Here is a 985-nt window from a genome sequence, read left to right on the forward strand (position 1 = left end):
GAGAAGCCTGATTTTCAGGCTTGCCACCCTTGCATATCATAGAAGAATCTTATTTACAGACTTTTTCTCACAGTCTCTGCAAAATTTAGAAATGGAGTAGAAGCAATTCCCTCTCTTCTTCGTCGAAGATATCATGTGGACAAGATACCTGTGCATGGCAAAAAACGTACCCGGTTATTCTTCGGATTTAAAATAGCAGCATTAGATTTTCAAAAGCTATTAGATTATAAAAAAGCATTATATTTTCCAAAAAGCTGGTCGATAGAATCCAGGAGGCCTGCAAGATGGTAATTGATGCTTCCGCGCCATACAAAAGTATAACGGTTCGCATTTGCCTCTATCTTTGTACCGTCAATAAAAAGTTCTTTTAATGTGACCAGCCCTTCTTTCTGCAGCCGCCGCATAAACTGGTAATTCAGGTCATCCAGGACATCAGATGTCAACTTCCTGTTTTTAAAGTCATAAAAAGCATCACATTTCGGTTTTTTTCCGCGCGTCAGCCAGATAAAAGCAAGGTCTCTTTCACACAGATCAACAATACGGTCAACAGAACGTATTCCCCGCATATTTGCATAGGTAACTACAGCATACATCATGATTGGATTGTACCCGGTTCTTCCCTTATCTGAACAATTGGCTAACAAGCCAGAAAAATCTAATTCCTCCATCACTTTTTTCAGGGTATAGACTGGATCGTCGTCAGGTAAACTCAATTCGAAGAAACTAAAGTTAATTTTCTGTTGCCCTAATTCAAAAAAATCATTATAATAATTATTGGTTAGCATAGTTACATTATAACATGTAACGGAGAGAAAGATGGTTGTCGTTAGCCATCTTTTTTCTTTTTTCAGATAAATTCAGAGAGGGTATGACTCGTTGTGAGTCATACCCTCTCTGCTCTGGAACTATCTATTTCCCGACAGACAATCATGAGAAAATCTCACCACAATAAATGAAAACTGGATACTAGCTATACGTTATGTAG

The 985-nt window shown here is 38.1% G+C and carries 1 protein-coding gene; it reads right to left on the reverse strand.

What is annotated here, in order from left to right:
- Positions 1–224: 224 nt before the first annotated feature.
- Complete coding sequence (locus ACESTK_RS20455; protein ID WP_243110512.1) at positions 225–668, reverse strand: transposase; 444 nt, start codon at positions 666–668, stop codon at positions 225–227.
- Between the last annotated feature and the right edge of the window lie 317 nt (positions 669–985).

This window comes from Ruminococcus sp. Marseille-P328 (assembly GCF_964249465.1).
GTDB lineage: Bacteria > Bacillota > Clostridia > Lachnospirales > Lachnospiraceae > Blautia_A > Blautia_A faecis.